Below are 22,878 nucleotides of genomic sequence, written 5' to 3'. Positions count from 1 at the left end.
GAGTTAGCCGTGGCACCGGTAACCGGCGCCACGCTCTTTGAGTAGCGAGTTACTTGGACATCACGCCTGCTTCTACCAGCGCATCCATTTCGCTGAACAGTGACTCGGCCGTTTCATCAGCCCAGACAGTCACCTCATCGGTACCCAGCCAGTTCGGCGTAACACCAACGTTGGCAACCCACTCTTGAAACTCATCACTGTCGTAAGCCGTTTTGTAAGCGCTTTCCAGTACGTTAATGGCTTCTTCCGGGGTGTCTGCTGGTGCGGCGAAGACAATAAAGCTGCCAATCTGGAGGTCGATCCCCTCGTCTGCGGTGGTAGGCACATCGGGATACGTCGGGTTTTGCGTATCGGAGAACTCAACGAGACCGCGTACGGTGCCATCTTCCAGGAGATTGGAAAAATCGCCCAGGCTGGTAAGTGCAACATCGACCTCATCGGACAGAATGGCCTCTTTCTGAGGAGCAGCTCCGCCAGGATAAGAGACGATTCGGAACTCCGTACCGGTCAGCTCTTGAAGCTGTAGAATCGCTAGATGGATACGCCCGCCAAGATTCTGAATGGCTACGCGAATCTCACCAGGATTTGCCTTAGCCGCTTCAATAAGGTCATGAATCGTTTGATAGTCGGAATCGGCGTCAACAACGATAGCGTCGGGCTCGCTTGTTACTCGTGCAATCAGCTTCAACTTATCAATATCGTAACTGGGCAGCATGGCTTGCCAAGGCACGGTCACCAGGCTGTCGTAGGTTAACGCGCCAATGGTATAGCCGTCGGGCCGGGCGCTCATAAGCTGGCCAATACCAGTGGCACTCACGCCACCCTCGATGTTTTCTGCATACATGGAAACATCAAGATTTTCTTCAGCGATGGTGGTCAGTTTTCGAACGATTCCATCGGTACCCCCTCCGGCCCCCCAAGGCACAATCACGCGAATATCGCGCTCGGGGTAGTCAGCAAACGCCACGCCAGTTAGTGAGGATAAAGCGACGGCAGCGGACAGTGTTAGCAGGGCTTTGTTGTTTTTGTACATTGTGTACTCCTTGGTTTAAAACCTATCAGCAAACTATTTCTTATGATCAAGTCATACATCATACAACCTGAAACTTAGTGTGTTCTTGTTAGCGCTACAATAGAGAGATGTAAAAACTAGACCAAAGTCGAGCGCTTACCTAACTGACCACATCTCTCTATCGGTAATACGTCTGGCTAAATCCATCATCATCGAGAAAGTACTTTAACGAACGAGTGCGGGACGCTTAGGATCAAACTCCCACCCAGGAATCAAAAACTGCATCGCCATAGCATCATTTCGCTGTGTGGTATCCAACGATTTATAAAGACTATGCGCCTCCATAAGCTTCTCTTCATCAAGCTCAACCCCCAGCCCTGGGGTGGTGGGCACCTTGAGTTTGCCATTGCGAATGAGCAATGGGTCTTTAGTGATTCGCTGCCCGTCTTGCCAAATCCAATGGGTATCAATCGCGGTAATCTCACCCGGGCAAGCCGCTGCGACGTGGGTCATCATGGCGAGCGAAATATCGAAGTGGTTATTACTGTGAGAGCCCCAGGTCATGCCCCACTCGTTGCAAAGCTCACCCACTTTTACCGCACCTTGCATGGTCCAGAAATGACAGTCTGCCAAAGGTATATCCACCGAATTGAGCTGAACGGCGTACTGCAGCTGTTTAAAATCGGTCGCAATCATATTGGTAGCGGTGGGTAGGCCGGTTCGCTTCTTAAACTCGGCCATAGTCTCGCGCCCTGAATAGCTCTCTTCCTGGCCACAGGGGTCTTCAGCATAGCTGAGCAGATGCTTGATAGGCTCCAACACGCGCACCGCTTCATCCAGTTTCCAGGCACCGTTGGGATCAAGCGTCAATCGAGCATCGGGAAATGCTTCATGGAGCGCCCGTATGCAATCAGCCTCCTCTTCCCCACGTAATACACCGCCCTTTAGCTTGAAGTCTTTAAACCCATAGCGCTCATAAGCGGCTTTGGCCAACTTAGCCACGGCCTCGGGTGTTAGCGCTTCTTGGTAGCGTATTTCATCCCAGCTATCCTGTGGGTTATACGCGTTAGGGTATGGCAGGTCTGTCTTGCCCGGGTCACCCAGTAAAAACAGGTAGCCCAATGCCTCGACTTCATCACGCTGACGGCCGTACTGCCCCAGCAGGTCGGCGACGGGTAGCTGTAGTGCCTGCCCATAGAGGTCTAACAGCGCCGACTCAATTCCGGTGATCACGTGTACCGCTACGCGCAAATCAAACGTCTGACGCCCCCGCTCTTCGCGTCCGTTCTGAGCCAATCGCAGGCGAACCTGATTGAGGGTGTGCTTGATGTTATTGATTTGCGAGCCTTCCACCAGCTCACGGCACTGCTCCAGCCCCTTAAGAATGCCGCCACTGGAAGGGATCTCACCCACGCCTTGATTACCTGCATTATCCTCAAGGATGACCACACAGCGGATAAACCAGGGGGCATGACCGCCACTGAGATTTAATAAGAAACCGTCGTAACCTGCGACAGGTACCACTTTCATTGATTTAATTTTTGGAAACATATGTCGTACACCTCTCTTATTATTGACCCAAGTTGAAACTTTATTCAGGTGATCAAGTCACTGGCGCAGGATTAAACAACACCAAATCGTTATGAATTCCCAGCCGGTCGGCAGCGGCCTGTTGGCGCCCACTGGCCACCTCAAGAATGAGATGAAAAAGCTCCCAGCCCACCTCTTCGATACTGGCATCGCCGGTGGCAATGCGACCGGCATCGAGATCGATAATGTCGTGCCATCGTTTTCCCAGCGCTGAGTTGGTGGAAACTTTCAGCACCGGCACCATGGCCAGGCCATAGGGTGTACCCCGCCCGGTGGTGAATACCTGCAGATTCATGCCCGCAGCTAACTGAAGCGTGCCACAGATGAAATCGCTGGCCGGGGTCGCGGCGAAGGTCAGCCCCTTACGGCGTAGCCTTTCACCAGGGCCGATGACATCGACAATCGGCGAGTTGCCCGACTTGATCACCGAGCCCAGCGCCTTCTCAACGATATTGGAAAGCCCCCCCTTCTTGTTGCCCGGTGAGGTGTTGGCGCTACGGTCTGCTTGGCCTTGAGCCAAGTAGTTGTCGTACCACGCCATCTGCTCAATCAGTGCCCTACCCACGTCTTCGTCAATAGCCCGCGGGGTTAACAGATGTATGGCGTCGCGCACCTCGGTAACCTCTGAGAACATCACACTGCCACCCGCTCGCACGATCAAATCGGTCGCAAAGCCCACTGCGGGGTTAGCTGTCACCCCCGAAAAGGCATCGCTGCCGCCACACTGCATGCCGACGACGAGCTCGGACGCCGGGCAGGTTTCACGCTGGCGTCGATTGAGTCGCTCAAGTTGTCGTTCGGCCATGGCCAAAATACCCTCAACCATCTCGCCGAAGCCCTGAAAAGAGTCATCCTGAAGGCTCAACACGTTGGCTTCCGGGTCGGCCGCCTCGGTGTTTTCATAAATTTTCACCGGTCGATCGGAAAGCAGTGTCGAGGGTTGCAGCTTCTCGCACCCCAAACCGATGATCATTATTTCGTTGCCGAAGTTGGGATTCAGGGCGATATTTTTAAGCGTTCGAATGGGCACAATAGCCGCAGGCGCATTAATGGCGACCCCACAGCCATAAGAGTGATTAAGCCCCACCACATCATCCACGTTAGGAAATCGCGGCAGCAGCTCGCGTTTGATCCGCTGCACGACGAAGTCGACGGTACCCGCGACACACTGCACGCTGGTGGTGATACCCAGTACATTTTTGGTGCCGACGCTACCGTCAGGGTTACGAAAGCCCTCGAAGGTATAACCTTCAAGCGGCTCGGTTTTCGGTGCCGGCCGAGTCGCCAGCGGTAGATCCGCAAGCGGCGGTGGTGTCGGCATGTGCAAGTTGGTCTCACTGACGTGGCCGCCTTGGGGAATAGGCGTAGCTGCCGTACCGATCACTTCACCGTAGCGAATGATGCGCTCACCCTCCGCCAGATCGACAAGGGCCACCTTATGCCCCTGCGGGACAGCCATTGTGGTGGTAACTCCTCCCTCAATGACGGCACCCTCAGCAAGACCGCCCGGTTCAACCACGATGGCGACATTATCGTTGGGGTGTATGCGAATCACGCGCGTATTAGTCGTTGTCTGTTTCATGACCCTTTCCTGAGGCTGTGCGTGTACTGCCAGTTACCTGGGTCAGCTCCATTTTTTGCCTGGCGCGGGATTTGAAGCCCATGACGATGGCGAACATTACCGAGGCGACAATCAACCCCCACAGCACCATGGCGATGGGACTCTTGGTGAAAAAGATCGAGAAAGTGCCGAACGACTCCAGGCTCTTGACGAAGTAGACCTCGGCTTGGCTGCCCAAGATAAAGCCAATAATTAGCGGGGCCACTTCCAAACCAATTTTCTGCACCAGGTAGCCTAAAATGCCGAAAATAAGCAGCGTCCAGACGTCAAACATAATGCCGTAGTTGATGGCATAGGCCCCCACTACACACATCATCACAATGATGGGGAAGAGAATATGCTTTGGCACCATCACCACTTTGGCGATGTACTTAATGGCATAGAACATTAAGAAGAACATCACGATATTGGCGAACACCAAAGCCGTCATCATGACGTACCAGGTCTCGGTATTCTCAGGAATAAATAGCGGCCCTACCTGGATGCCCTGCAGGGTGAACGCACCAATCAGTACCGCCGTCGTCGAGTCGCCAGGAATACCTAGCGATAGCAGTGGAATCAAAGCCCCACCGGTCAACGCATTATTGGCGGACTCCGAGGCAATAAGCCCCTGAGGCGCCCCTTTACCCATTTGCGATGAATCACGGGTTAAGTTTTTCTCTTGGGTATACGCCAGCACGGAGGCAGCGCTGCCACCGACCCCTGGCAACATGCCAACAAAGGTGCCAATAAACGACGAACGCACCAGATTGGTCAGGCGTCCATTAAAGATTGAAAGCGAAAAGCCGCCTCCTTTGCTGATCTTTATGCGTTCGTTGACTAGCCCGCTCTTTGCCCCCTTTTCCGCCTCAAGCAGAATCGTGGAAATACCAAAGACACCGATCAGCACCGGCAGCAGGGAAAACCCTTCAAATAAGTAGGGTTCCATAAAATCGAACATCAGCCGGGTCTTGCCATTTCCGCCATCAGATATGCTGTAGTCGCCAATCAGGCTCAACCAGATGCCGATAACGCCACTAAAGATGCCAATCAGCATGCTGCTGGACAGCGAAGCAATGACACTCAGCGCTAATAAAATGATCAAAAACTTCTCTACATAAGAGAACTTGATCGAGAAATCGGCCAGCAGAGGCGCAAACAAGAACAGTATAGCGGCGCTAATAAGCCCGCCGACGACTGAAGCGATGACACAGATCTTCAGCGCTTTCTCACCCTCACCCTTTTGAGCCATCGGGTAGCCATCAAAGGTGGTGGTAATGGAAGAGGGAGTGCCGGGAATATTGAGCAGAACGGCGGGCACCATACCGCCCGAGATACCCCCCACGTACAGCCCCAGTAGCAGCGCCAGACCGTGGTGTAGCCCAAGGGCATAGGTGAGCGGTAAGCAAACAGCGACTGCCATGGTGGCGGTCATGCCGGGGATCGCGCCGAAGATGATGCCGACCAGAGCACCGAACCCGGCGAGTAAAAAGAAGGTTATATCGAGAAGTGAGAGGAATTCCATGGTGGCACTCGCTCCGGTCACGGTAAGGTGATAGTGAACAGCTTGGCGAGAACGAACCAGGCCAGACTAGGTGCGACGATGGCATTGACTACCACAATGGTAAGGCCCTTTTTCGTCCAGTCATGCAAATAGAGCAGTGACATAAGGAATACGAAAGTTATCGAAACCATCAGAAAGCCATAGCCGGTATAGGGGAATAGGTCACCTACCACTGCCATTAAATAAAAATACGCCGCGATCAAGACGAGCGTGCCCAAGAAACGGAAATTATCCCTAGCCTCACCCACAATGGGCAGTGTGCGCTCTCCTCGTTTCACTGATGCCATGAAGGGAGCTACCTTTGTCATTAAAATCAAGACAAAGAGTCCCGCCATGATCCAGTGAATAATCCTCGGGAAAAACAGGTGGGAGGTCTCGAAATCGATGGAGACACTAAGCAGACTTGAAAGACCTGATTCCATAACAGCTCCGGGCATTAGCAGCAGATACCCTGCTTACTATTGTTCTTTCTATAGCGGTTCTATAGCGACTCACGCATAGGTGAGGCAGCCGCCGCTCACGCAGCGGGCGCCATACCTTTACTTGATGTTGCTGATGATTTCTTCGTAGCGAGCCATTTTCTCGGCAAGATACTCAGAGGCTTCATCAGAAGGCTTGAAGTTGGGGATAAAGAAGGCGTTCTTCTGAGTCTCCTGTATTTCACCTTCCGCATAGATATCCGTTAGCGCTTCATCGATTTGCTCAACAATCGCTGGATCCATGTCTTTGTTGTAGAGGAAGAAGAACTCCTTATCGAATGTAAAACTCTCGTCATCGCCCATTGTGACGTGCACGTTTGGCTCTACATACTCCAGCAGTTGCTCACGAGACGTTTGGCCAAGCCCCTCTTCCGGAGCCTGTTCAATGGTATCTTGACGGGCCGTCAACCAGACAAAACGCATCGCTTTCTGGTCATCTTCAGGTAACCGCGTGTACTGCTCGTTAGCCTGCACGGTGCCATTAATCACATCGGCTTGGCCGTCAAAAAGTTGCTGGTTTTTGTCGGATTGAGAACCGGTATTGACAGCGACCAGGTTGTCTTCCTGCCCAGGATGCTCAATAGCGATGGCATTTTTCAGGGCACTGAAACCAATTTCAGAGACGCCACCTGGCTGGATTGCGACACGCACAGTGTCGCCATTGCCTACGGCAGCAATGATGTCGTCGAGAGTTTGGTAAGGTGAATCTTTAGGCACCAGGTAGGCATTGCCTGGGTTGATTGCAAGCGTCGGCCCGACGGTATATTTCTCAAAAATATCGTCGTAGCCCTCAACCCCATACAGATGGCCAAGATAGGACTGATCGTGGAAGATCATCAGCGTATTGCCACGAGAGTCCCGATCGAGTGTGCGAAAAGCAGAGCTTGCACCAACGGCATCCACCTTCATGTTGAGATCCAGCCTTTCAGCTAGCTGATCCACCACAATAGTAGAGTTTTGATACGTATCCCCGCCGGTGGACGTTGAACCGATAACCACACGGATATTGCCGCGCAGCGGGCCATCCTGCGCCATGGCTACCCCAGCGCTGACGCTCAATGCTGCCATCAGCGCTGCGGAACCGACACTTGTCATTAATCTATTGGAAATGCGCATACTTTCACCTCTTTCGCTCGTTATTAAATTGTTATAGCTCAGTGGTTTAATGGCTTAGTGAGTTGGCGCTTTATTACTATTTAACGCGATCTATCAACTTTTTAAGCTCCTGACACTCCGCCTGGGTTGGCATTGTCAGCGGCGCACGAACACTGCCGGCGGGACGGCCAGCAATGTCTGCGCCTGCTTTGATCAGGCTAACGGCATAGCCCGCTTTTCGATCCCGGAGGTCTACGAAAGGAATAAAAAAGTCGTTAGTGATCTGTTTCACAACGTCTTTATTACCTTTTCGCAACTCCTTGTAGAACTTCACTGCCATCTCCGGCACGAAGTTGAAAACAGCCGATGAGTAGGTATTTACGCCAATGGAGACATAGGCCTCGGCAAAAATTTCAGCCGTGGGAACGCCGCCGATATACACCAAACGGTCACCCACGGTTTTGACGATTTTGTTGAGCGCCTGAATATCGCCTTTGCCATCTTTTAGCCCCACCAAGTTAGGGCAGTGGTCGGCGAGCTGCTGAACAGAATGAGCATTCAGGATGCCATTACCGCGGTTGTAATAAATCACGTTGACTGACGTGGCATCACTAATCTGGCGGGCATACTCCACCAAGCCATCCTGCGGGCACTCGGTAAGGTATGGCGGCATCAGTAGAATGCCGTCAGCGCCCACTTCTTCGGCCGCTTTTGCAAAGGCCTTGCCGGTTTCAACGCTTAAGCCCGCGCTGGCAATGACGGGCAAGCGACCGTCGATTACTTCGACGGCGACGCGAACAATCTCGCGATACTCATCAAGTGACAGGTTAAAAAACTCCCCCGTGCCACCCGCGACGAAGACCGCCGAGATCTCGTGGCTGATGAACCACTCAAGCCGCTTGCGGTAGCTCGCTTCATCGAAACGACCTTGACTATCGAAATCGGTAATCGGGAACGATAGCAGACCATCGCCGATGGCTTTTGTTACTTCTTGTCTTGAAAACGTCACTTTGCGCCCTCTTTAAAATGTGTTGACCACTGAATGAGCAGACATCATTTGCTAGCCAACAACCTTATGTCATACATCATACAACTTAGAAGATAAGTATCCTGCTAGCAGGGTGCAAGCAGAACTATCGAAATTTAAACCAAAGTAGCAGCCATACTCTGTAAACCTGTTGAGGATTAAAACACCTTTAGCTAATCACCCGCCAGCTCGCAAACAGAGCGCCATAGCATGTCATCGACAACAATCGGCCTCTCTCCATATCGCTGATTAGCGGTGGACTCGCCCGGCCAGCGCACTGGGCGCCCCGGCTCGGCAGGCGTGGTGGCGGCCAGATGAGACTGAATGCCTTCGACAATGCTATCGCAAGCTTCGCGACCGCCGAGTTGTACCGGGTCAAACACCATAAACACCTGACTGCAACCACCACCACTGCCGCGCTGAACCTTATCAATGGCATGGCTAGGACGCCCTTGAGCGAGCAGTGCTGCTAACGCATCCAGTAGGATCGACAACCCAGAGCCTTTCCAGTACCCGGTCGGCAACAAGCGACGCGTCGCAGCGATCGCCGCAGGATCACGGCTCAACACTCCACGCTCATCAAAACCGCCGTCAACGGGCAAATGCTCGCCCTTCAGCTGAGTCGTCTGTAGCTTCCCATAGGAGAACTGAGACATCGCCATATCAAGCACCAGAGGCCCGGTACTATGCGGTACGGCCATCACCAACGGGTTATTGCCAATCGATTGGGAAGCACCACCCCAGGCAGGCATGCACGATTCGGTATTGGTCCACATAATCGTAGCGAACCCTTGCTCAACCGCATGCCAACCATAGCTTCCGCCCCGCATCCAGTGGGTTGTATCGCGTAACGCCACCAGCCCCATACCATGCTCACGCGCCAACGCCATGGCACGCTCTGTGGCATGAAGTGCATTGACCACACCTATTCCAAAACCTCCATCAAGCACCTCAATCGCGCCCAATCGTTGGACAAGGCTTGGCCTAGCGTCGATATCGACCCAGCCTTTCCCGACGTACTCAATGAAGCGTGGAACCCGCCCGATACCATGCGAATGTACGCCGTCGCGGGTACTTTCAGCATGGATTTGCGCGCAGGTCTCAGCATCAGCGGGCTTTAGCCCCGCCTTCAATAGTGATTTCTCAATCGTACTGCGCAACGTCTCAAAATCGATATTAGCCATCACTTACCCCCACCATTAAAAAAGCCCACTCCGCGAGTGGGCTTCAACACCCCAGCCGCCTCGAATGGCGGCCATGGACTTCAAGCAGCGTCAGACGCCGCGTCTTGTTGACGAGTACGGTAGTTCTGCCACAGTGTCAGCGCCAGCAACCCAAAGGCGATGACTAAAAAGGTAACGCTGATGGGCCGGGTGAAAAACGGTGTCCAATCACCACCGAAGGTCTGCAGCCCCCGTCTCAGATTAGATTCCGCTATAGGCCCCAGAATTAAACCCAGTATTACCGGAGCGGTTCCAAAGCCATATCGGTTGAGAAAATAGCCGAGCAATCCAAAAGCCAGCATTATGTAGAGGTTAAACACATCCCCATCAACTCCGTAAACACCGATAAAACAGAAAACAATGATAGCCGATATCAACTGTTTTCTTGGCACTAGCAGTACACGAACAAACAGCTTGATACCTAAACACATGATGATAAGCATGAAGAAGTTAGCGACTAAGTACGCTAAAAATATCCCGTAAATGATGCCGCTCTGGCTTTCAAATAGCATCGGCCCCGGTGTAACGCCTTGAATCATTAAACCACCCAATAGAACAGCAGTCGCGGCCTCGCCAGGGATACCCAGCGCAAGCGTAGGAATTAACGCCCCACCTAACAAAGCATTGTTCGCACTTTCAACTGAGACAATGCCAGCACTATGTCCTGTGCCAAACTTTTCAGGTGTTTTAGAAAAACGACGTGCTTGGTCGTAGGCTACCAGTGAGGCGATACTGCCCCCAGCGCCAGGCACTGGGCCCACGACAGAACCAGACACGATACCGACGAGAAGAGCGCGCCAATTGCGCAGCGTTTCAATAAACCGCGGGCGTGCAATATCGACCTTATGGGGGCTATTCTGAAGTTTATTGGAGGGGTCATATTCGAAGGCATCTTTCAGCACTTGTGATACAGCGAATAATCCAATCAGCGCCGGTAAAAGGTTAATCCCGGTCAATAAAGACAGCTGTCCAAACGTAAAACGGTCGACCCCCGCAATAGGATCTGTACCGATGGTAGAGCAAAAGAAACCTATCAGGCCTGCAATCAAACCTTTCAGGAGGGACTTACCCGCAACAGAAGCAATAATGACTAGCCCGAAAATGCTCAGCGAAAAATACTCCGCAGCACCAAATCGCAATGCAAACTCAGCGATAGGTGGTGCGAGAAGACTTAACACCACCATACTAGCTACACCGCCAAAGAAAGAGGCAACAATTGCCAGCCCCAGGGCTCTCCCCGCTTCCCCCTTTTGAGCCATTGGAAAGCCATCGAACGTAGTCGCGACCGAGGATGGCGTTCCTGGAATATTCAACAATATGGCGGGTATCGAGCCACTGGCACCAGCACCACACAGGGTACCCAGCAGCATACCAATACCCATCACAGGCGGCATTCCAAAGGTTACCGGCAATAATAGGGCTATCGCCATGGCCGATGTTAAGCCTGGCAATACCCCCATGATAATGCCTAGGAAAGTCCCACCGGCAATCGCCAATAATGTACCCAACTGGAAGACCAGCCCCAAACCATCAATATAACCCGTTAGCATCTCACTTCTCCTTCTTCAATCCGGCAGTGGGATATTGAATAGTTCGGTAAATACATAATAGATAACCAATGATAAAGCGAACGCAAAAACTGTATACGCTGCTAGGTTTCGAAGTTTTCGACTATTGCTTAATTTTTGAAATTCACCGCTAGTTATGACAAGGCAAACGACATTTAAAAAGCAAAATATCGCTGTGCTTGCGATATACCCCAGCCGCTCGAAAGAGTTGATATAAACAATAATCAAAGCCACGATGGTCAGCCATTGCAAAATGCCTTTCTTCGGAGCAGTGGCACTAAGGGCTGTTGTGTCTTCCCGCACTCGCTTTGCAACAAGCCATTCGTAAGAATCACGTATTAAGCAGGGCACGGCACACACAAAAATCAAGCCAGAAATCAACTTTGGAAAAGAAGCGGGGGAAAGCCCCCCCGCCATGCTGACTGCTGGCAGCGTAGTGGCCATATAAAACCCAATTGCCGATGCCACCACAAGAAACAGATCAAAGATCGGTTTACCTATATCCTTTGCCATCAGTCACTAACTCCTTATTTTATTTAGCAGCTAAGTCGCCAGCACTGTCTTTCATCACTTCAGCAGATTCAGCGATAAACGCCTCTAGCTCATCTCCATACAGCGGTACCATATCCAAGCCCAGATTCGAGGCAGTCTCTTCGAAGGATCCTTCGTCTACAATTTCTTTAATGGCGTTGACCCACGCTTCCTTAGCCTCTTCCGGTAGGCCATCAGGGCCCGCGATGCCGCGCCATACTGTCAGAGACAGGTTGTAGCCTTCCTCTTGGAAAGTAGGCACATCAGGCAGCGACTCGCTACGCTCTGCGTAGGACATACCCAAGGCTTTCAGACGACCTGACTCTAGCGCCGATCGAAGTTCCGCCCCACCTAGCACCACGGCATCCACGTGCCCGCCCATAGCAGCGGAGATAGTCTCAGAACCACCGGGATAGGGAATGAAGTTAAAATCGACTTCAGCGGTATCAGCAAAGGCCACCGCCGCGATGTGAGCTGATGACCCTACCCCCGAAACCCCAACTTGCACCGAGGTGCCTTCCTTTGCAGCCTCGACCATAGCGTCCAAGTCGGCGTATTCACTGTCTTCACCAACAGCGATGACGTAGGGCTCTTCAAGAATCTTGGCGACAAAATCAAAATCTTCGTAGGTAAAGTCAACATTACCCAACGCCTCCAAGGTCAGCAGTGCATTGCTGGCGGCAGCTAAGGTATAGCCATCTGAATCTGATGCCTGAGCACGCGTCAGCCCCACGGCTCCGCCGCCGCCCGAGATATTGCGAATGACCAAGTTGGTATCGAGTTTTTCTTCCAGAAGCGGCTGTAGTGCGCGGACGAAGGTGTCGTTGCCGCCACCGGCTGAGAAGGGCACGATCATATCGATGTTTTGCTCAGGATATTCAGCAAATGCACCAGCACTGGCCATCATTGCTGTTGCCACAGATAAGCTTAGCGCTAACTTTTTCATTGTAATGTCCTTCTTTGTCATGTTTAGGGTATTCACTCAGCGCACTAACGCTGGCTTTTTCGGATCAAACTTCCAATCATCTATCAAATACTGCATTGCCATCGCATCATCCCGAGCACCAGCAGGCAGTGAACGATAGAGCTTATTAGCCTCCTCTATGGCCTTCATATCGATGTCGACCCCAAGCCCCGGCGCATCGGTTACGGCCACTTTGCCACCCACAATCTCCGGCGGATTGCGAGTCAGGCGAGCGTCGCCCTCCTGCCATATCCAGTGGGTATCAAGCGCGGTTGTGCGCCCCACGGCGGCGGCCCCCACCTGGGCGAACATGGCAAGCGAAATATCGAAATGATTGTTGGAGTGCGAGCCCCAGGTCATACCATGATCCTGGCAGAGCTGGGAGACACGTACAGCACCGGAAAGTGTCCAGAAGTGCGGGTCGGCTAATGGAATATCGACTGAGCGCAGCATCAGCGCGTGGGCCATTTCCCGCCAGTTGGTGGCTACCATGTTGGTGGCGACAGGCAGACCGGTGGCATGGCGAAACTCAGCTAAAATCTCGCGACCGGAAAAGCCCTGTTCTGCCCCGCAAGGATCCTCTGCGTAGGCAATCACACCGTGGAGATCCTTGCACAGCCGGATCGCCTCTTCGAGCGACCAAGCACCGTTAGGGTCAATGGTCGTGCGCGCATCCGGAAACGCATTGTGCAGCGCCTTGACGGCCGCTATTTCTTGCTCGCCAGCCAGAGCCCCGCCCTTTAACTTAAAGTCTTTAAAGCCGTATCGATCGTGCGCCGCCTGAGCTAGCTCAACAATGTGCTGAGGGGTCATGGCCGCCTCGTCGCGCAAACAGTACCAGTCGTGATCCAAGCCCCCGGTGCCACGGCGGAAATCCAACGGCGTAGCGTGCCCATCACCGATAAAGAATAAGTATCCCAGCACGTCAACGCTGTCACGCTGCTTGCCGTTGCCTAGGAGCTCTGCCACCGGCACTCCCAGAAATTTCCCCATCAAATCAAGTAACGCCGCTTCAAGCGCGGCAACTGCATTGATGCGTAGCTCAAATGTCCAGGATCCTTTACCGAAATCTTCAAAATCGGCACTCCGTCCGGCATTGTGCAACGACGCAATCATGGAGCGCATTTTTCCGATCGACTGACCGACCACCATCTCTCTTGACTGCTCAAGTGACGTCTGAATCGTCTCGCCACCGGGGGCTTCGCCCACCCCTACATTACCGTGACTATCCTTGAGGATAACCAGGTTGCGGGTAAAATACGGCGAGTGCGCTCCACCGATATTGAGTAACATGCTATCGCGCCCTGCCACGGGAATGACCTGCATATCGGTTATCGTGGGAGTGTCGTGACTCGACATAAAACAATTCTCCATATAGGCGGTGTTAGCGCGCAGATCAGCATCCCGCTCATTGCCGCATTAAAATAACGAAGGCGGACAAACGCAGCCCTTGTTGGTCAATCAAAGACTTTTAAACTCAAACCCACTCTTCGCTGCTTGGCATAGGCGATCTAATTATCCGGATCAATATGTCATACATCATACAAACAAGAAGATAAGTAGCATGACTTTCAGACGCAAGCAGCAGTAGTGAAAATTAAACCAAAGTAGCACTTGCTGGCATGACTGCCAGCAAGTGATTAACAACCTAAAAAAGACATTAAATAACTGATTTTATTTATTTTTATACTTCAACCACCCAGCCTGGCTTAAACACCGCTGGAGTAAACTCATCAGGGTATCCACCAGGGTTGGCAATGATACGCGTGCCGTTACGCAGAATATCCACGGGTTCGTGAACATGTCCGTGTACCCATACATCCATATTGCCCATTAAATGAGGCAAGTGGGAAGCAAACGCGGGGGATAACGCGTCGCCCAGATATTGGCCTGGGATACAGTCGTGTAGCGGGGCATGATGGCTAACCACCACCTTAGGGCCATCAAACGGCTGGGACAGCTCTTTTTCGAGCCAAGCAAGCGCTTCTGCATGCACCTGCTGGCTTGCCTGAGGTGTGAATGTCTCCCCTGGCGAGGTTTGAACGATTTTAAAGTCGGGCATGTAGCGCAACGCCTTAGACTCAGTATCGGCGGGGTTTTGCGTTGGGTCACCGGCGTACAACGCAAAGTCAGTCCATAGCGTTGTACCGTAAAAGCGTACGCCATTGAAGGTGACGGCACGATTATCCAGAAGCTCAATGTCGAGCCGCTCGGCTTCGAGCGCCAGCTCATCACGCAGCAGCGGCATGCAGGTACCGTAGAACTCATGGTTGCCTGGTACATAGATAATCGGCGTGTCTGGAAACTGGTGGCGCGCCCAGGCAAGGCCTTCGCACTTACGGTGAATATCCCCCGCCAGAACCACTACATCTGCCTCCACCTCAGGCAGCTCGCGGTTCCCGTCAAAAAACTCCAGGTGCAGGTCAGACAAAATACGCAGACGCATAGGGCTCCTCGTAACAAATACCTATTTAAACGATCTTACCCGGCCTAGGACACGTTGTCGCAGGGCATCGGTGTCACGTCAAGGCATGCTGCATTGCAGCAAAAATAGGCTATAATAACGATGTCGTCCCAATAGGAGGACCGCACAATGACTTTTTTAATAACCCCCCCTGCACGCGATAATGAAGTTCTAGAGTTCTGGAGCTTGAATGCTCAATGGCATCGTGCCGCAGTTGAAGCGCTGAAAGCCTATTTAGGCTAATTCAGGTGCTTTTGCGCCCTTTAGACCAAAGATAATCACCGAAGCCGGGATATTTTCCGGCTTTTTTATACCTATGAAAACCTTTTCCATTCAAAGACCTAATATCCAAACACAGATATTTGTAAGCCATGGCTTACGAAAAATGGCAAATCACCTACATCGTTAGGACTAGCCCTGAGTAAAAAAAGCTCTTAATATCCGACCACAGCTAAATTGCTGCCATGCACAACACAGGCTGTGTACAACATAAGCTTTCTACAACTTGAAGGCTTTACAACATGAGTTTTACAACAAGGTCTCATCGCATTCCCTGTCCCCTGAAAGAGGAGTGAACGCCATGCAACACTTAGTCACCCCAACACAAGCGTTGGAAGTAGATGTTATGGAAGTATGGGCACAGCGTGCCCGCCAACAACGTGCGGCACTTGACGCTATTAAAGCTTACCTGCGCTAAGTCCCCAAACGTCATATTGGTTCAACGCCGCTCAACGCCTCGTTTCAGCGAGGCGTTTTTTACCTAGTTAAATGGACAAGCATCACTATCAGGTCTAAATATACGACCTCCAGGCTATAACTATGCTTTACGCAGCCATGCATTACCCTGCAACATAGTCTCTTGACACAAGACGTCTGTATAAGATAACGCTCTTCTGCTTACCCGCGCCCCTTACCAGATGAACCGCTTTAATGCTCGCTACCATTAGGCTTAATTATATTTGTCACCTCTTTAAAAAAACGAATAGTATTGCAATACCTAGTGGATTAATGATAACCACCTCGACGCTTCAGTATACATAGTCACTCCAAATCATTTACTTCACGGCTGGGTGTGGAGTTATATAAAGAAATAGTCTAATATTAATTCGGCTGATAAAGGCGCAATACTCAACGTGCAGACTCTTCTTGTTATGCACGCACATTGACGAAGGAACGGACGATGCAAACACCTTTTTTGGTTCGCAAAACATCTTATGCTTTAGGTTTAGTGGCGACACTCGCCCTTAGCGGCTGTCAATCAGGCGCTGATCTCGGAGGCTTAATGTCTGCGGGCTCCAGCTTAGCCGGCGCTGCCACGATGTCAGATCAGCAAATGCAGCAACTAGGCGATCAAACCATTGCCCAGCTTGACTCCCAGAACCACCTTGTTGCAGAAGACAGCCAGTATGCACAACGTTTAGCGAAGCTGACCCAAGGCTGGGAAACAGTCGACGGCCATACGCTTGACTATAACGTTTATCGAATAGAAGAAATGAATGCTTTTGCGGTACCCAACGGATCCATCCGACTGCATAGCGGGCTGATGGATGAGATGACCGACGATGAAGTGCGTTACGTTATCGCCCACGAGATCGGCCACGTCTCGTTAGGACACTCCAAGCGTGCATTCCAGGTTGCCTATGCTGCTTCCGCTGCACGTGAAGCAGCTGCGGCCAGCGGCAGTACGACCGCCGCCGCACTATCAAGCTCTGAGCTTGGTGACCTGGGCGAAAAACTGATCAATGCTCAGTTCTCTCAAAGCCAAGAGAGTGCAGCTGATGACTATGCCATTGAGCTAATGCAGCGCCACGACATGAATGCAGAGGCTTCAGTTGCAGCTCTACGCAAAATGGAAGCCAAATACGGCAACAACAGCAGCGTCTTCTCCAGCCACCCAGCAGCGGGTGATCGTGCAGAGCGCCTAGAAGCTTCGTTCCAGTAAAGCTCAGACACTGGTACTGGTACTCCTGCCAAGTTAGTCTTGATAATGAATGGCAGGAGTATCGGTTGCTTAGGTTTACCGATTTTTCTTACCCCCACTAAGCCCACTCGCCACCCACTTCTTGCTGTTCGGACAGTTGCGTCAGGTACGTGTCCTGCAAGATATACATTCGCTTTACATCGCGGTACTTGCCATTGATAAAGAACTCCTGCACCAAGTGGCCCTCTTCTATAAAGCCACTCTCCTCGTAAAGATGAATCGCTTTGACATTATCCACCGCCACAATGAGATATACCTTGTGCAGGTTTAGAATGGTGAACGAGTAATGCAGCGCTTGGCGAATTAACGTGCGCGCAAACCCTTTGCCCTGATGCTCCGGGGTAATAATGATTTGAAACTCGCCGCTGCGATGGATGTAGTCGATCTCGATCAGTTCCACCAGACCGATAGCATTTCCATGGCTATCTTCCGCGACAAAGCGCCGTTCGGCGTTGTCATGGATATGCTTGTTATACAGCTCCTCCAGCTCATCAAATGACTCGTAAGGCTCTTCAAACCAGTACGACATAATGCTCTGGTTATTATTTAGCTCATGAACAAAGCGCAGGTCGTTGCGCTCCAGTGCACGCAAATAAAGTGTATGGCCCATTGCCCGCTTTCCTTATGAATATCCGTTAAGAATACTCGTTTTAAACTTGCCCGCCACTCGGTTCTTGCCTTTAGGTTAGGCCATCTTGGCCAGGCGTCTAAATGAAAACAGCTCCGCCAAAGGGTGTTCTCTACCCTCTATAAGCGCGCGCAGCAGTTTGGCGCCTATCATGCTATAGCTAATGCCGTTGCCGCCGTAGGCCATGGCAAAATGAACGCGTGGGCCTAGGGCGTCATGCGGGCCGAAAAAAGGTAGACCGTCGTCGGTTTCAGCAAAGGTGCCACCCCAAGAGAATGTAGGATTAATCTCGAGTTTAGGCCATAGCGTTTCTATTTTAGCTGTTAGCCCTTCGGCCTTTTCTTCTACCCTCGCATCGCGGCGCTTGGGAATATCTTCATCGTCGTCGTCTCCCCCTACGAGAAGTCGTCCATCGCAGGTAGTGCGCATATACAGGTAGGGGCGCGATGATTCCCACATCATGGTGTGGCGCAGTTTGCCCAATGCCTCTGGCGGTAGTGGGTCGGTAATCAGCGCATAGCTACTGCGATTGACGGCCACCTTTTCTGGCAGCCAGGCTTGAGACTCATACCCTGCGGCCATCACTACGTACTGGCAACGCAGCTTGGCGCCATTGGCCAGAGTGAGCGTGACGCCTTGATCATCCGGCGTCATCGTCTCCATCTGTGTGCGGTCATATACTTCTCCCCCACGCTCGACCACCCTGGAAAACAGCTGATATGCCATGCGATAAGGATCAATAGTGGCGGCTAGCTGAGTAAGAATAGCGCCGGGTGCCTCAAAGCCGTACTCCGCCAAAATAGCCTCGCGTTCAAGCCACTCGGCTTCAAAACCGTGTTTTTGACGCAGCGCCAATTCCTCCTGAAGCGATGCGACATCCTCTTCGCTACTGGCATAGTAAAGGCTTTGCTGACGCTCAAAGTCCACATCGCCCAGCCCTGCCGCCAGGGACTCAAGCTCGCCAATGGCTTCTGCACAGGCGCGGTAAGCACGCACTGCATCGGCTTCGCCATAGCACTCGGCTAGCTCTGTCATATGGGTGTCAATTTCGTACTGCAGCAAAGCCGTACTGGCGGCTGAACTGCCCCACCCAACATCCCGGCGTTCAAGCACCACCACATGGTGGCCACTGCGGCTTAGCTCATCAGCAATCAACGCCCCCGTAATACCGCCACCAATCACAACAACCTCGCATTGGTGATCGCGAGTCAATTGAGGAAAGGTTTTCAACAGGCCATTTTTGACTGCCCAAAAGGGATAACCACTTTTCAGATCCATCTGTTTGCCTTTGCTTGAGAGACTTGCAGTATGCTGTTAACCATAGATGGTTCCCCAGAACTTGCTTGAGAAAACGCTTCCGAGTGATTGCTCCACACAACAAAGGAGATGCGCATGATTGATTTACGCAGTGATACGGTGACCCGCCCGACCTCTGCCATGAAAGACGCCATGATGGCCGCCCCGGTTGGCGATGATGTGTGGGGCGATGACCCAACGGTCAACGCGTTTCAAGCCAACCTGGCCGAACAGGCAGGTAAAGAAGCGGCACTGCTGTTTCCTAGTGGGACTCAAAGCAACCTAGTGGCACTAATGTCCCATTGCGAGCGCGGCGATGAGTACATTGTTGGGCAGTCCGCGCACGCCTATCGTTGGGAAGGCGGTGGCGCCGCGGTGCTGGGCAGTATCCAGCCCCAGCCCATTGAAAACGCCGCTGACGGTAGCCTGCCACTGGAAAAAATCAGTGCCGCGATTAAAGCCGACGATTTTCACTTTGCGCGTACTAAGCTGCTGGCATTAGAAAACACCATTGGCGGCAAAGTGCTGCCCGTAGACTACGTATTAAAAGCCACAGAGCTTGCTCGCGAGCGTGGCCTGGCAACGCATTTAGACGGGGCGCGCTTATTCAATGCCGCTGTCGCAACCGACACCTCGCTCAAGCAGCTCTGCCTGCCGTTCGATAGCGTGTCGCTGTGCTTCTCAAAAGGCCTGGGTACGCCAATAGGGTCGGCGCTGGTGGGCTCACAAGCATTGATCGACCACGCTCGGCGCTGGCGTAAAGTGGTGGGTGGTGGCATGCGCCAATCAGGTATTATCGCCGCCGCCTGCCAGTATGCGTTAGATCACCACGTGGCAGACTTAGCCGACGATCACCGCCGTGCAGAGCGCCTTGCAGCGGGCATAGCAAAGCTGCCAGGAGTCGAGATCAGCGCTCAGACAACCAATATGGTATTCGCGCATTTTCCCGACGAGCATGTAAAGCCACTCTCCGCCTGGCTAAAAGAGCACGGCATTTTGATTGAGCTGCTTTACGCCACGCGTTTCGTTACCCATCGTGATCTTGATGACGCAGATATCGACAAAGTCATCGCGGTGATGGAGGCCTATTTTAGTCGCCATTAAAAACGAGTCGTCATTAACCAATAAATGGCTTAGCTAAGCGATGTCGCCCCTAGAGCAAGATGCACGGCGATACCCGCCATCATCAAGCCAATCAGGCCATCGATAATGCGCCATGCGATGGGTTTTGAAAGCCAAGGCGAAAGCGCAGCGCCGCCCCAGGCCAGAAGGCTGAACCAAAGGATGGACGCAGTAGATGCCCCCGCCACAAACACACCGGCGCTCTCCTGCTGGGCGCCAATGGCGGGTATTAGCAGCAGCGTATCCAGATACACCTGGGGGTTAAGCACGGTGACGGCAAGAGTGGCGAAAATCACTTTGGTTAAGCTGCGCGCTTTGCCCGCTTCGGCACTTGACCCTTGCCGCCCGCTAAAGGCTCTAAACAGCGCCTGAGCCGCCAGCCAGCTTAAAAACACTACGCCCACCCAGCGCATTGCCTCCAATGCGTTGGGCATCGTTAGCAGAAAAGCACTCACCCCAAACATGCCCGCCGTGAGCAGGATAATATCCGCGCTGATGCACAACCCTGCCGACCACCAGTGGTACTCACGACGAATAGCCAGCCCAAGGATGTAGGCGTTTTGCGCCCCAATCGCCATGATAATCCCGCCGCACACCACCAGCCCGGTGATATAACTTTCCCACATTGCCCTGCCCCCATTGCCGGAATTAGCGTCGCGTTAATTAATCTGGCAATAAAGTAACTGGGAATGCTGATTGCTAAAAATCATCCTGCTAATGGGGTATTAGTTTTTCTTATACTCACCCTCTTACACACAACCTATCTATTTTGATTCCAAGGCTATGGTTTGTTGGAACGTGTGAACTGAAGCGCACGCTCAACACCACGAATTTCCGCCATGCCGCGCAAACGCCCGATTGCCGGGTAGCCAGGCTTAAAGTCGCTGCGCAAATCACTCAACATCGCATGACCATGGTCTGGACGGAAGGGAAGTTGTTCGCCCCTTTTTGCTTCAATGTCCAGAATGATATCGATTAGGCGAACCATATCGGTATCACCCTCTAAATGGGCATCTTCGTGGAAACTGGCCCCATCTGCTTCCAAGGTAGTATTTCGTAAGTGCAAAAAATGCACTCTATCCGCCTGTTCTTGCAATATTGCAGGCACATCGTTATCAGCTCGTACGCCCAGTGATCCAGAGCAGAGCGTGAAACCATTTACCGGCGAATCGACCATATTCGCAATATCTCTTAAGTCCTGGGCGGTTGAGACCACTCTCGGCAGCCCGAACAGAGAATACGGTGGATCGTCTGGATGAATCGCTAATCGAACGCCTGTATGCGCTATCTTTGGAATGACTCTTGAGAGAAACGAAGCGAGGTTTTCTCTCAAAACCTCGGCGGTAATGTCTTTGTAGGCAGCGAGCCGCTCGCTGAAGCTATCGAGACTGTAGCTTTCTTCAGCGCCTGGTAGGCCAGCAATAATAGTATTCGTTAATTCCTCAACCTGATCTGCGTTCATTTCAGATAGGCGAGCCCGGGCTGATTCCTGCGTTTTCTCGTCATAATCTGACGCTGCGCCGGGGCGCTGCAATATAAGCAAATCAAAAACGACGACGCTAAGCGCGTCATACCTTAAGCATAAGGCCCCATCAGGTAACTCATGGCGCAAGGACGTCCGGGTCCAATCAAGAACCGGCATAAAGTTGTAACAGATGGTTTTTATGCCAGCCTCGGCAAGGTTAATGGTACTTTCTGCCCAGGCATCGGCCAGTGTTTCCCAACCATGGGCGTGAGTCTTTATATCCTCATGAATTGGAATGCTTTCTGCCACTGTCCACTCAAGCCCAGCAGCTTCGATAATAGCTTTACGCTCCATGATTTCACTCAAGGGCCACACACAACCGTTCGGTAAGTGATGCAGAGCCGTCACAACACCAGTCGAGCCAGCTTGTCGTACATCCGACAAGCTGATTGGATCGTCCGGCCCAAACCAGCGCCATGTATGTTTCATCAACCTTCTCCCCCGTATTATTAGTGTTAAATAATGCTCTTATTAAATCGTGCTCTTGTTAAACAGATAACCGTCAAAATTCGGGTCTTCCACGTCGGAAAGCTCCATTAGGGTGTCTCGGACGTTATCTAAATGAACCCACATCGCCTTACGCGCCCCTTCGGCATCTTTTAGCTGCAGTGCAGAGAGAATATCCTGATGATCCTTTAGCCATTTTTCTCGGTAGTTGGTATCAAATATCCGCTCATGCAGTCTGGCCCACATCAAGCTCTGGTCTCTTTTGGCCCACAGTTCAGAAACCATATCGACCAGTACACTGTTTTGCGTGGCCTCTGCTATCAGGCGATGGAATAGTTCATCACTGGAGTAGTCGTTATTCTTTTCTTCAATGCCCTTGCGCTCCATATCAAGCGCTTCCCGCATGCGTACAATATCGTTTTTGGTGACTGACACCGCGGCAAAGCCGGCGATGCTGCTTTCCAAAAGCTGCCTTGCCTGTAACAGTTCAAACGGTCCTATATCATCCACAACAGGCTGTGCTACCGAGCGACTGTCGGAAAGCAAATAGATGCCAGACCCTTTTCTCACTTCAACCAGCTCTTCAATTTCAAGCATGAGTATGGCTTCGCGTGCGGCAGACCTGCCCACGTTCAAAGCCTCTGAAATCTGACGCTCAGTCATAATACGATCGCCGACTTTATACCCTTTCTGCTGAATCAAAATCTTTAAGTCGCGAGCCAGCTCTTGGTAACGCCGTAAACCTTTATGCATTAGATTTCA

General features: G+C 52.1%; 20 protein-coding genes. 2 read left to right on the top strand and 18 right to left on the bottom strand.

Annotated features, from left to right (window positions below):
• Positions 1-49 precede the first annotated feature (49 nt).
• The 13 genes from E0L35_RS04690 to E0L35_RS04630 form a co-directional block, all read right to left on the bottom strand.
• Complete coding sequence (locus E0L35_RS04690; protein WP_138799777.1) at positions 50-1,033, bottom strand: tripartite tricarboxylate transporter substrate binding protein; 984 nt, start codon at positions 1,031-1,033, stop codon at positions 50-52.
• A gap of 204 nt (positions 1,034-1,237) precedes the next feature.
• Complete coding sequence (locus E0L35_RS04685; protein WP_138799776.1) at positions 1,238-2,563, bottom strand: enolase C-terminal domain-like protein; 1,326 nt, start codon at positions 2,561-2,563, stop codon at positions 1,238-1,240.
• Positions 2,564-2,615: 52 nt separating this feature from the next.
• On the bottom strand, positions 2,616-4,184 hold the full coding sequence (gene garD, locus E0L35_RS04680) for a galactarate dehydratase (RefSeq protein WP_138799775.1): 1,569 nt from the start codon (positions 4,182-4,184) through the stop codon (positions 2,616-2,618).
• Entirely contained in the window at positions 4,165-5,727 is a 1,563-nt protein-coding gene (locus E0L35_RS04675; protein WP_051051997.1) for a tripartite tricarboxylate transporter permease, read from the bottom strand. The genes garD and E0L35_RS04675 overlap by 20 nt, the downstream gene beginning before the upstream one ends.
• A gap of 17 nt (positions 5,728-5,744) precedes the next feature.
• Complete coding sequence (locus E0L35_RS04670; protein WP_138799774.1) at positions 5,745-6,188, bottom strand: tripartite tricarboxylate transporter; 444 nt, start codon at positions 6,186-6,188, stop codon at positions 5,745-5,747.
• 117 nt (positions 6,189-6,305) lie between these two features.
• On the bottom strand, positions 6,306-7,361 hold the full coding sequence (locus E0L35_RS04665; protein ID WP_138799773.1) for an ABC transporter substrate-binding protein: 1,056 nt from the start codon (positions 7,359-7,361) through the stop codon (positions 6,306-6,308).
• 76 nt (positions 7,362-7,437) lie between these two features.
• Positions 7,438-8,349 carry a 5-dehydro-4-deoxyglucarate dehydratase gene (gene kdgD, locus E0L35_RS04660; protein ID WP_138799772.1) on the bottom strand — a complete coding sequence of 304 codons (912 nt, stop codon included), beginning with the start codon at positions 8,347-8,349 and terminating at the stop codon, positions 7,438-7,440.
• Between the two features lie 191 nt (positions 8,350-8,540).
• Positions 8,541-9,551 (bottom strand): 3-dehydro-L-gulonate 2-dehydrogenase, encoded by a 1,011-nt coding sequence (gene yiaK, locus E0L35_RS04655; RefSeq protein ID WP_138799771.1) that lies wholly within the window; start codon positions 9,549-9,551, stop codon positions 8,541-8,543.
• Between the two features lie 80 nt (positions 9,552-9,631).
• Positions 9,632-11,086 carry a tripartite tricarboxylate transporter permease gene (locus E0L35_RS04650; RefSeq protein ID WP_249362088.1) on the bottom strand — a complete coding sequence of 485 codons (1,455 nt, stop codon included), beginning with the start codon at positions 11,084-11,086 and terminating at the stop codon, positions 9,632-9,634.
• Positions 11,087-11,155: 69 nt separating this feature from the next.
• The gene (locus E0L35_RS04645; protein ID WP_138799769.1) at positions 11,156-11,671 is read right to left on the bottom strand and encodes a tripartite tricarboxylate transporter TctB family protein; all 516 of its coding nucleotides are present in this window, start codon (positions 11,669-11,671) and stop codon (positions 11,156-11,158) included.
• Between the two features lie 19 nt (positions 11,672-11,690).
• On the bottom strand, positions 11,691-12,635 hold the full coding sequence (locus E0L35_RS04640; RefSeq protein WP_171051117.1) for a tripartite tricarboxylate transporter substrate binding protein: 945 nt from the start codon (positions 12,633-12,635) through the stop codon (positions 11,691-11,693).
• A 36-nt stretch (positions 12,636-12,671) separates the two neighbouring features.
• A complete protein-coding gene (locus tag E0L35_RS04635; protein WP_138799767.1) occupies positions 12,672-14,012 on the bottom strand; it encodes an enolase C-terminal domain-like protein in 1,341 nt (446 codons plus the stop codon).
• A 325-nt stretch (positions 14,013-14,337) separates the two neighbouring features.
• A complete protein-coding gene (locus E0L35_RS04630; RefSeq protein ID WP_138799766.1) occupies positions 14,338-15,099 on the bottom strand; it encodes a metallophosphoesterase in 762 nt (253 codons plus the stop codon).
• A gap of 1,198 nt (positions 15,100-16,297) precedes the next feature.
• On the opposite strand from E0L35_RS04630, the gene E0L35_RS04625 reads away from it, so the two are divergent.
• On the top strand, positions 16,298-17,059 hold the full coding sequence (locus tag E0L35_RS04625) for a M48 family metalloprotease (RefSeq protein WP_138799765.1): 762 nt from the start codon (positions 16,298-16,300) through the stop codon (positions 17,057-17,059).
• Between the two features lie 97 nt (positions 17,060-17,156).
• Here E0L35_RS04625 and speG read toward each other — a convergent pair whose 3' ends face one another.
• Both speG and E0L35_RS04615 read right to left on the bottom strand, forming a co-directional pair.
• Entirely contained in the window at positions 17,157-17,708 is a 552-nt protein-coding gene (speG, locus tag E0L35_RS04620) for a spermidine N1-acetyltransferase (protein WP_138799764.1), read from the bottom strand.
• Positions 17,709-17,783: 75 nt separating this feature from the next.
• Entirely contained in the window at positions 17,784-19,004 is a 1,221-nt protein-coding gene (locus E0L35_RS04615) for an FAD-dependent oxidoreductase (RefSeq protein WP_138799763.1), read from the bottom strand.
• A 114-nt stretch (positions 19,005-19,118) separates the two neighbouring features.
• Between E0L35_RS04615 and ltaE the strand changes: the two genes are divergently transcribed.
• Positions 19,119-20,126, top strand: coding sequence for a low-specificity L-threonine aldolase (gene ltaE / locus E0L35_RS04610; protein WP_138799762.1), 1,008 nt, complete (start codon positions 19,119-19,121; stop codon positions 20,124-20,126).
• A gap of 29 nt (positions 20,127-20,155) precedes the next feature.
• Here ltaE and E0L35_RS04605 read toward each other — a convergent pair whose 3' ends face one another.
• From E0L35_RS04605 to E0L35_RS04595, 3 genes are all read right to left on the bottom strand, one after another.
• Positions 20,156-20,770: a LysE family transporter gene (locus tag E0L35_RS04605; RefSeq protein WP_138799761.1), complete on the bottom strand. Its 615-nt coding sequence runs from the start codon at positions 20,768-20,770 to the stop codon at positions 20,156-20,158.
• Between the two features lie 155 nt (positions 20,771-20,925).
• Positions 20,926-22,098, bottom strand: a complete 1,173-nt coding sequence (gene uxuA / locus E0L35_RS04600) for a mannonate dehydratase (protein WP_171051116.1) — start codon at positions 22,096-22,098, stop codon at positions 20,926-20,928.
• Between the two features lie 42 nt (positions 22,099-22,140).
• Positions 22,141-22,869 carry an FCD domain-containing protein gene (locus E0L35_RS04595; protein ID WP_027959959.1) on the bottom strand — a complete coding sequence of 243 codons (729 nt, stop codon included), beginning with the start codon at positions 22,867-22,869 and terminating at the stop codon, positions 22,141-22,143.
• Positions 22,870-22,878 lie beyond the last annotated feature (9 nt).

The organism is Halomonas sp. ATBC28, from assembly GCF_005937175.1.
GTDB classification, from domain to species: domain Bacteria; phylum Pseudomonadota; class Gammaproteobacteria; order Pseudomonadales; family Halomonadaceae; genus Vreelandella; species Vreelandella titanicae.
This window is presented reverse-complemented; position numbering and strand designations above follow the sequence as displayed.